The organism is Streptomyces sp. NPDC006476 (assembly GCF_040612015.1).
In the GTDB taxonomy this organism is placed as follows: domain Bacteria; phylum Actinomycetota; class Actinomycetes; order Streptomycetales; family Streptomycetaceae; genus Streptomyces; species Streptomyces griseorubiginosus_B.
The window spans coordinates 265,040-274,507 of record NZ_JBEXPK010000006.1 but is presented as its reverse complement, the minus strand read 5'-3'; the positions used below and the strand labels follow the sequence as shown (position 1 = coordinate 274,507).

Sequence of the window (9,468 nt, the reverse complement as noted above, 5' to 3'; positions counted from 1 at the left end):
ATCCACCGCCATCGGGATACCTCATTCCCCCGGCATAGCGCGGCCCACGACAACCGTCACGACCCGACGTAACCCACACCGTTAAAGATCTCTAGCTACGGCGTCCGGCCGGGTCGTGGGCGACGGTGTCTCCACTGGCGGCGGACTCCGGTCCGGCATCGATGGATCCGGTGTCCGGGACGGCGCCTTCCTGCGCCCGGTCGGCGTGCCCCGGCCACCAGGCCGCGTGTCCGATCAGGGCGGTGAGGCTGGGCGTGAAGAACATCGCCATCACGAAGGCGGCGACCGCGATGCCGAAGGAGACCGCGAAGCCCATCTCCGTCAGCAGCGAGTTGCCGGCCAGCATCATCGTGGCGAAGGTCGCCGCCAGGATGAACCCGGCCGCGGCCACCGTCGGCCCGGCGTGCCGGAGTGCCATGCCGGCCGCCTCCCGGGGTTCGCGGCCCTCGCGGGCCTCCTCCCTGAGCCGGGCGATCATGAGGATGTTGTAGTCGGTGCCGATCGCGACCACGAACAAATACATGATCACCGGGAGCATGAACATCAGGCCGGACTTGCCCTGTGCCTCCTGGAAGATCCACACGGTGGCACCGAGGGTGGCACCGAAGCCCAGACCCACCGAGGCGATCAGGTACCAGGGCGCGACCACGCTGCGCAGCAGCAGCCCCAGGATGACCATGATCAGAACGGCGGCGACGGGGAAGACGGTCCGGTAGTCGTGGTTGACCGCCGTGTCGATGTCCTTGTAGATCGAGGACATGCCACCGACCAGTGCCTTGGTGCCGTCCGGAGCGTTGGTGTGGGCGACGTCGCGCACCTCGCTGACGGCGTCAATCGCCTTGTCCGTGGACGCCTCGTACTTGAGGGTGACCGTGAAGTCGGCGGTCGTGCCGTCCTTGTTCAACTGGTTCATCCGCGCGGAGGCGACACCGTCCACCGCGCCGAGCTTCTGCGCGTAGGCGGTGAAGACGGACTTGTCCAGCGGCTTGCCGTCGGTGCTGGACAGGTAGACGTCCGTCGGCGCGGCGGCACCCGCCGAGTATGCCTTCTGCATCTGGTCCTGGACGACCATCGACTCCTTGGTCTTGGGCATGGAGCCCGAGGCCAGGTCGAAGGTGGCGTGGAAGCCGAGGATGCCGGACGACAGGGCGAGCAGGATCAGACCCGAGAGGGCGGCGGTCAGCGCCGGGCGGCGCTGCACCCCCCGGCCCAGGGCCGCGAACCGGGCGTTGTCCGGCTCCCGTCGCCAGGACTTGGAGGGCCAGAACACCTTTGGCCCGATCAGCGAGACCACGGCCGGGATCAGGGTCAGGCCGGCGATCAGCGTGACGGTGACCGCGATGGCCAGGGCTGGGCCCATCTGCTTGAGGAAGCCCAGCGTGGACAGCGCCAGCGCGAGGAAGGCGATGATGACCGCGCCGGCGGCGGAGGCGATGGCCTCACCGACCCGCCCGACCGCGTTGACCATGGCCTGCTTGGGTTCGTCACCGGCGCGCAGGCGTTCTCGGTAGCGGAACATCAGGAACAGGAAGTAGTCCGTGCCCACGCCGAACAGCACCACGATGAGGATCGACGAGATGGAGCTGTTGGCCTGCAGATCGAACAGCTTGGTGGCATAGGCGATCAGACCGTTGGCGATCGCCGACACCAGGCCGATGGTGATCAGCGGCAGGATGGCGAGGATCGGCGCACGAAAGATGATCAGCAGCGTGACCAGGATGATCACGAACGTGCCGATGCCGATCAGCGCCTCACCGCGCTTGGAGGAGTCCTGCTGGTCGAGGGCCTGTGCCGCCGACCCGCCGAGCTTCACCTCCAGGTTGGTGCCTTTCGCCAGCTGTTTGACGTCGTCGCGTAACACCTTGGCGGCGTCGGCCTGTTTGGGCTGGCCGGCGTTCTTGCTGTCCATCTGGACCAGGGTCAGGTCATACCTGCCGTCCTTGGACGGCTGGCCGGGGACGACCTTCTGCACCTGGTCGATGTGCTTGTTGCCCAGCTCGGTGGTGATCCGGGCGACGTCCTGCTTGTCTTCGGCGGTCAGCTTTCCGCCGTCGGTGCGCTGGTAGAGCGCGATCGCGGACGGGGTGAAGGCGCTGGGGAACGCCTTCTCCTGCAGGTCCGCGGCCTTGATGGACTCGTAACTCTTGGGCAGGAAACTGCTCTCGTCGCTGTTCGAGGGCAGACTTGGAGCGGTGGCGACGATGGCCACCGCGGCGATCAGCCATGCCACGATCGTCCAGACGGGATGTCGGACGACCGCGGTGCCAATACGTCGGAACATGCGGAAGGTCCTCCTGGGGCAGGAAGATCACCGCAGCCCGGGGAGCGGACCCTGGCATCGGCGACCCCGACCGGCACGCAGGGCACTCCCCCCAGTGCACCGGTCGCTCGGTTGTCTTCGGTCACATCGTAGTGACCTTGGAGAAAGATCTCTCGTGGGATTCGGCCGCGTTGTGAGTGCGGCGGAAGGCGCCCGGGCTCGTGCCCGTGTGGCTGGGGCGATGACGGCGACCGGCTCGTCGGTGTGGGCGAGCAGGCGCCGCGCCTGGAGGGCGACACGGGTGTCGATGACCTGTTTGACGGGCTGTCCGGTGGCCGTGTGGAAGGCGCGGGAGCGTAGACCTCGCCGCCCGCGTGCGGATCACCCTCGTTCCCCTGCTGCGGCAGCCGGTCGATGTGCGACAGGACGGTGGCGAGCAGGAGTTGGAGGATCTCCTGGGACACGGTGCCGTCCGGGCGGGTGAACTCGAAGCGCATCCTGCTCAGCAGGGCGGACAGGTTGGCGTAAGAGCACGTGGGTGCCGAGCAGTGTGCCCGGGCGGCAGGGGTGGGTGACGAAGTCGACGGCGTGTTCCCCGCTGCCTTCGGTGATGAGGGTGACGGTGTGAAAGTCGACCCGGTGGACGCGCTGAAGGCCGCCGTCGGCCATCCGCTCGTGCAGGCTCGTCAACTCGGTCAGCTGCGCACTTCTTCGACTCGCCCGCTGAAAGGTCGCGGGCCGACACCGGTGGGGTCGGTGCAGGCGAACGCCGTTCCCTGACGCTCGGGCGGCAGCGAACGGTCGAAGTCGCCCCAGGAGGCGAACCCTTCGGGCGGCGGCGGCACGACGTACCCCAGCACCTCGCACCAGAAGCGGGCCACGCGTCCGGGATCCGCACAGTCGAAGGTCACCTGGAACTTCTTGATCGAAGACATCGGCGCACCACAGCAGGACCTTCGGACCGCCGTGATCAGAGGACGACGAGGGTGTCACTCGCCCAGCAGCCGGCGCAGCCACCGCAGTCGTGCCGCTTTCGCGTCCCGGGAGAGCGCGGCCTGCGGGACCATGCCGTCGAAACCATGGAATCCGCCGGGCCATACATGCAGTTCGGCGATGCCGCCCGCCTGCCAGATGCGGCTCGCGTAGGCGACGTCCTCGTCTCGGAACGTCTCGGCCGAGCCGACGTCGATGAAGGCCGGAGGCAGCCCGGACAGGTCGTCCGCCCGGGCGGGCGCGGCGTACGGGGAGACATCGGCGCCACCCCGCGCCTCGCCCAGCAGCGCTCCCCACCCCGTCTCGTTGGACGTGCGGTCCCACACGCCCACACCTGCCATCTGGTGGGCCGAGGGGGTGTCGTTGCGGTCGTCGAGCATCGGGCACATCAGTACTTGCCCGATCGCCTGCGGTCCGTTGCGGTCGCGGGCGAGCAGCGCCACGGCCGCAGTGAGCCCTCCTCCGGCACTGCCGCCCGCCAGGATGACGCGGTCCGCGTCTCCGCCGATCTCCTTGGCGTGCTCGGCCGTCCACAGCAACCCCGCATAGCAGTCCTCCACCGGGGCCGGGTGCGGGTGTTCGGGAGCGAGCCGGTACTCCACGGACACCACGACCAGATCCAGTTCCTCCGCCCAGTCGAGCGGTATGCCCAGCCGGTGGGAGCCCGCCACCATCCCGCCGCCATGGATGGTGTAGACGATCGGCCGTGGTTCGGTCGCGGTGGTGGGCCGGCAGATCAGCAGTGGCACCTCCGGCGCGCCCGGCGGACCAGGGACCGTGCGTTCCTCGACCTCGAAGCGTCCGCCGCAGGCCAGCTCCTCGTTGGTCGGCGGCGGGAACGGGCCGTCCGTGCGCCGTCCGGCCTCGATCATGTCCAGCGTCACCGTGGGTGGCAGCCAGGCGCGGATCGCCTCGAGCTCAGGGGCGAGTTCGCGGTCGAAGGGCGGGCGGCGCATGACCATCGGAGGTCCTCCTCATGGCGGGTACGGTGCCGCGGTGATCGCGGGCTTCCGACGCGGCCCGGGTGATGTCGTCGTGGCGGCGACAGCGTCCAGGGCCACGTCGACGACTGCCCCCGATCGTTGCGAGCAGGCCGACGAGTCAGGCGGCTGAAGCGGTCGGCTCGGCAGGGAGGGCGTCGGCGAGCGGCGAGGGCTCCGCCGTTGACACGGGCTTCTGCCCGAAACCTGGAGCCTTGGGCAGCCGTGGCACCCAGGCCAGGCCGATCACCGCCGCGAGCAGCATGAAGCCGAACAGCAGGCCGAAGAAGAGCCGGGTGTGGCCCAGGGCGAAGGCGGGCGTACCCAGTGCGGTGAGTCCGGTGACGGCCCGGGTGAAGGCCATGGTCACGCCGGTGGCGGTGGCGCGCAGGAGGGTGGGGAACAGCTCCTGGGTCCAGACCTTGTAGACAGACTCACCGGCGAAGGCGTTGCCGAGACCGGACAGGAGCATCACGGCGATCAGCGTGAACCTGTCGGCGCCGAACACGGCAGGCAGCGCCCACGCGATGACGATCAACGCCGAGCCCACGGCGAACCAGGTGTGGCGAGCGGGCTTGTCGACGACCGCCGGTCGCGAGCAGGGGCCAGCACGACGACCGCCACGAGGAGCAGGTGGGCGAAGAGGATCCGGCCGCCCGCAAGGCCCCGTGCCCCCATGATGGAGCTCAGGGCGAGTACGGCCACGATCCCCGCGAGCCAGAGCATGCCGGAGAACACCACCATGGTGGCCTTCCTGCCCGGCGGTGCCGCATCGTTGGCGAGCGCGAGAGACACGGGCAGGTCGGCACCGATGGCCACGCCCGTGGCCAGGACGCCGGCGTACAGGAGAGCCGGTCCCGCCGCAATGAGGAGCAGCAGGACGCCGACGGCGTCGAGCAGGAGGGAGGAGGTGAAGATCTTCCGGCGGCCGAACAGGTCGCCCGGCCGGCCCCCGAAGAGCGCGCCGGCCGCGAACGCCAGGGTCTGCAGGCCCAGCAGGGTCCCGACGGTCCCGGGACCGAGCCGGAGAGGAGCCGGCCTCGAACGGGCTCTGCTCAGACGGGTTCCGGCGATGTTCGGTGGCGTGGGCCTCGGCTGACGTAGGCGGCGGTTCCTGCGGTGGCGAGAAGGGCCGCGACCATGGCCGCCGGTCGGCTGTCGGAGGCCTGCGTCTGCCAGGTCAGCGTCTCCCCCACCGTGCCCATGCCCGGGAACACCACCGCGCCGAGTGTCCACCCGAGGGGCAGGAGCCATGACTGGGCGGTGCCGACCGCTGCCGCCCCCAGGGCGGTCAGTCCCAGCAGGCCGGCCGCGTCACGGAACACACATCCAACGGGACCGAACCGCGTGCCGGTCAGCAGCGTGACCAGCAGGAGCATGAGTACGCAGGTCAGGGCGCCGGCCAGGTGGGACATCCGCAGACTTGCCCATGGCCTCGCCGCCGTACGGTCCAGGGTGTCGTCGGGGCCGCCCAGGGTGGTGGTGACGACGGAGACCAGGAGCAGGACCGTCAGAACGAGTACGGTCCGCCCGACCTCGCCCTGGCCGCCGAAGACGGTTGCCAGCAGCCATGCGATGACGGTGCTCGCGGTCGCCGCGCCGAGCGCCGCCGGCACCTGGCGTGAGCGGACGTAGAGCTTCAGCCCTCTCATCGGGCACCTCGGGTCAGAAGGTCCGTCGTAACCCGGCATTTCTGGGCAGCCTGATAGACGGCGCTCACCCGGGCTCCGGCTTCGGCCCGCGGCAGGGTCCGCAGTGCCGTCCAGAGCTTGACGGCGTCCGGGTCGACGTATTCGAGGCCGTCGGGACCGGCGGTCGGCTTCCGGTCGAGCAGCCAGAAGGCCGCGGCGGTGGCGACTGGAAAGTTCGATCTGTCACCGCAACTGCGTGGGCCGGTGAACGCTCCTGTGAGCATGGTCTGTTCGAGCCGGCCCGGGTGGGCGAGGTGGCCGTGCTGGTCCACCGTGATCCTCATCAGCACGGTGTCGGCCCGCGACTTCGGTGAGGTGGGAGGGAAGAGTGTGCTGGTGTCCTCGTGCGCCTCGACGGCCGATGTCCTCGAAAGGAGGGCCAAGGCGCGCCGTGCCACTGGGGCGACCTCGGAAAGCAACGCTTCGTGCGCCCTGCTGAGACAGACCCGTGGGGCGTCGGCGGTGCAGACCAGTTCCTGGGCCACGGGGTCGAGCCTCCCGCGCTCGTAGGCATCGCCGGTCGGGACGACCAGGGCCGCGGCGGTCGCCCCGATGGCCAGCGGCACCAGGGCGGTGAACGCGAGCCTACGGTTCTGGACGGCGAAGAGCACGACGGCCGCCCCCGCGATCGCGGCCATCCAGAGCCCCTGACCGGCGCTGACTTGGTCGTCGACGGTGTCGTAGTCGCTGAAAATGCTCATTCCCATGCTCGGGGAGAACGCCGCCGTCATCCCGCCGTCCGGAAGGGCATGGGGGGCGAGGATGAGCAGTGCGAAGCCGATCACGGCGAGCGCGGGCGCGGTGGCGAGCGCCGGCACCTGGCGTCCGACGGCGAGCCCCAGCCAGACGGAGGCCATCATCGCGACCAGCCCGACGGCTACGACGACATACGCGGCCGGCGGCAGGTAGCGTGCCGTGTCGGCGATCCGTGGTGCCGCCGCGAGGAGCGTGACCAGGTACGCGACGATCACCGCCAGGCCGGTCGTGACCAGGATCGGCACCATGCGCTGCGGTCGCGGGCGGGACGCGCTGGCGAACAGTTCGTCGACGTTGGCCCGGTGCACGCGATAGGACTGCCAGGCGCCGGCGGCCATCGCGAGGGGCGAGAGCAGCGCGAGGTATTCGCGCTGCGTCATGGCCAGCGCCATCCAGCCGGTGGACCAGCGTGATGTGGTCGCCTGGAGGAGGATCGTACCGGCGACGGTGATCAGGAACGCTGCGCCGAGAGCGGCGGACCGCCGGAACTCGATGCCGAGGATACGGTTCATGCGTTGCTCCGGTGCCGGCGCAGGAGGGCGGAGTAGCCGCGTTCCGCCGGGCTGTCGCCCGCGTCGCCCTCTCCACCTCGGGCGATCAGGTCGTCGGGGGTGCCCTGGAAGAGAAGACGGCCTTCGTTCATGAGGATGACGTCGGTGCAGGCGGCGACGACATCCTCGACGAGGTGGGTGGAGACCAGCACACAGCTGTCAGTGCCCAGGTCACGCAGCAGGTCACGGAAGTCGAGACGCTGTTCGGGGTCGAGTCCGACGGTCGGCTCGTCGAGGAGCAGCAGCTCGGGGTCGTTCACGATGGCCTGGGCGATGCCGGCCCGGCGCACCATGCCGCCGGACAGTGTCTTCATCTTCTTGTCGGCCTTGGCCGTCAAACCCACTCGGTCGATCGCGCGTTGCACGGCGTCGGGGATCGCTGTCTTCGGCATTTCCTTGAGCCAGGCCATGTACGCAACGAACTCGCGGACGGTGAAGCGCGGGTAGAAGCCGAACTGCTGCGGCAGATACCCCAGTCTGCGGCGTATCCCGCGCAGGTCGGCACGGCCCTCGGCCTGCGCGCCGAGCAGCGCCAGCGAGCCGGCGGCGGGCTTGACGACGGTGGACAACGCGCGCATCAGTGTGGTCTTGCCGGCGCCGTTCGGGCCGAGCACACCATGCACTCCGGTGCTCAACGCCAAGTCGAGTCCGTCGACGGCCAGATGCCGGCCGGCCCGGACCCGCAGGCCTTTCGCGTGGACTGGCCAAGGATGAAGGGTGGGGGCCGTTTCGGCAGCACTCATCGGCCGCATGGGTTTCTCCTGTTGGTCCTGTTGGTTCTGTGATTTTGTTGACGGAAAGTCAGTTGCCGCTGCGCAGGCGGCGGAAGGGGGAGGCAGCGAGCGGGGTGAACGCGGCAAGAGCCACGGTCGTCACCGCCCAGACGACGGTGCTGCCCGGCTGCAGTACCGGTGACAGGGACCGCGCCGCCACGCTCGGCAGCAGGACTGCCGCGCACCAGGTCAACGCAAGGGCCATCGCCGCGCGTTGTACACCGATGAGGGCGCCGAGCACGAGGGTGGCTGCCGTGAACGCCAGGCACGGCAGGAGGGTGAGAGCCAGCGAGGTTCCGGTACTCGCCCCCGCCACCAGCAACGCCGGAAGCACGACGAGGAGCACCGCGAGTGTCCGCCGCAGAACCATGGCCAGGCCGGCCGCGGGTGTGGCGGCGATCAGTTCCCAGGCCGGATCGGTCCGACGGCTCCAGGCCACCGCGACGCCGGGCAGCGGGGCCACCGGAGCCAGCAGCAGCACGAGCGACGGCAGGCTCGGTTCGGCGGCGTCGAGGAGAACGCCGCAGCCCAGCACCGCGGCGGTCACCGCGAGCCATGGCAGCAGCGTCCAGGCGAGCCAACGTCGGTGGACGGCCCCTGCGCGGGTACGTCGCCGGGCCGGCGACGGGCTCGCTTCGAGCGCCCGGTCGAGCGAGACGGCGACACGATCGAGCAGATCCCTCGTGGCAGGGGTGGCGTGGGCGGCCAGTTGCGCACGGCAGTCGGCGCACACGTCGAGATGGACCTCGATCGACCAGAGCGCGGCGTCGTCGAGCCCCGAGCCGCCGTCCGCGTAGCGGGCCAGAAGCATGGTGGTGGGATGAGTCATGACAGCGCCTCCCGCAACGCGATCCGGGCCCGACGTGCGCGGGTCTTGACCGTGCCCTCCGGCACGCTGAGCAGCACCGCCGTCTGTCGCACCGACAGGTCGTCCAGCACCATGGCCTGCAGCACCTGCCGCAACTCCGGCGGCAGCCGCAGCAGCGCCTGTTCGAAGTTCTGGTCGACGCGGGTCGCCATCACCTCGTCCTCGGCGGCCGGAACGGTCGTCTCGAGCAAGGAGACGGTCGGCACCCGCTCCTGACGGGCGCGCCGACGGAAGGCGTCGACGAGTCGGTTCGCAGCGATCGTCCAGAGCCAGCCGACGGCATTGCCCTCGGTCACTGAGCCCGCATAGCTGCCGGCCGCGCGCCACACCGCCAGATAGGTCTCCTGGAGCACGTCGGCGACGACGTCCTCGTCCGCGCAGCGACGGCGCAGCCGCACCGCCAGCCAGGGTGAGGTACGCCGATACAGCTCGTCGAACGCCGCCCGGTCACCGTCGGCGACGCGACGCACGAGTTCCGCCTCTTCGAGGCCTGTCATGCCTTTCACGATCAGGGAGACGAAACGATCTTCCATTCAGGTTCTCGCACGCCTCGCCGCTGAAGAGACGCGCCCATCACGGAACCAAGCCCTCGCTAC

At 69.8% G+C, this 9,468-nt stretch carries 9 protein-coding genes and 2 pseudogenes; all 11 read right to left on the bottom strand.

What is annotated here, in order from left to right:
- Positions 1-91 precede the first annotated feature (91 nt).
- A complete protein-coding gene (locus ABZZ74_RS09650) occupies positions 92-2,281 on the bottom strand; it encodes an MMPL family transporter (RefSeq protein WP_356762864.1) in 2,190 nt (729 codons plus the stop codon).
- Between the two features lie 121 nt (positions 2,282-2,402).
- A pseudogene (locus ABZZ74_RS09645) lies at positions 2,403-3,022 on the bottom strand (hypothetical protein).
- A pseudogene (locus ABZZ74_RS09640) lies at positions 2,968-3,195 on the bottom strand (VOC family protein); the annotation flags it as partial. The pseudogenes ABZZ74_RS09645 and ABZZ74_RS09640, both read right to left, overlap by 55 nt.
- 54 nt (positions 3,196-3,249) lie before the next feature.
- Positions 3,250-4,215, bottom strand: coding sequence for an alpha/beta hydrolase (locus ABZZ74_RS09635; RefSeq protein ID WP_356762862.1), 966 nt, complete (start codon positions 4,213-4,215; stop codon positions 3,250-3,252).
- A gap of 139 nt (positions 4,216-4,354) precedes the next feature.
- Positions 4,355-4,783, bottom strand: coding sequence for a hypothetical protein (locus ABZZ74_RS09630; protein ID WP_356762860.1), 429 nt, complete (start codon positions 4,781-4,783; stop codon positions 4,355-4,357).
- On the bottom strand, positions 4,768-5,214 hold the full coding sequence (locus ABZZ74_RS09625; RefSeq protein ID WP_356762878.1) for an MFS transporter: 447 nt from the start codon (positions 5,212-5,214) through the stop codon (positions 4,768-4,770). The genes ABZZ74_RS09630 and ABZZ74_RS09625 overlap by 16 nt, the downstream gene beginning before the upstream one ends.
- A gap of 74 nt (positions 5,215-5,288) precedes the next feature.
- Positions 5,289-5,885, bottom strand: a complete 597-nt coding sequence (locus ABZZ74_RS09620) for a hypothetical protein (protein WP_356762858.1) — start codon at positions 5,883-5,885, stop codon at positions 5,289-5,291.
- Positions 5,882-7,192: a hypothetical protein gene (locus ABZZ74_RS09615; RefSeq protein WP_356762856.1), complete on the bottom strand. Its 1,311-nt coding sequence runs from the start codon at positions 7,190-7,192 to the stop codon at positions 5,882-5,884. Before ABZZ74_RS09615 ends, ABZZ74_RS09620 begins: the two co-directional genes overlap by 4 nt.
- Complete coding sequence (locus ABZZ74_RS09610) at positions 7,189-7,983, bottom strand: ABC transporter ATP-binding protein (RefSeq protein WP_356762854.1); 795 nt, start codon at positions 7,981-7,983, stop codon at positions 7,189-7,191. Before ABZZ74_RS09610 ends, ABZZ74_RS09615 begins: the two co-directional genes overlap by 4 nt.
- A 49-nt stretch (positions 7,984-8,032) precedes the next feature.
- On the bottom strand, positions 8,033-8,833 hold the full coding sequence (locus ABZZ74_RS09605; RefSeq protein WP_356762852.1) for a hypothetical protein: 801 nt from the start codon (positions 8,831-8,833) through the stop codon (positions 8,033-8,035).
- Positions 8,830-9,369, bottom strand: coding sequence for an RNA polymerase sigma factor (locus ABZZ74_RS09600; RefSeq protein ID WP_356762850.1), 540 nt, complete (start codon positions 9,367-9,369; stop codon positions 8,830-8,832). Before ABZZ74_RS09600 ends, ABZZ74_RS09605 begins: the two co-directional genes overlap by 4 nt.
- Positions 9,370-9,468: the final 99 nt, after the last annotated feature.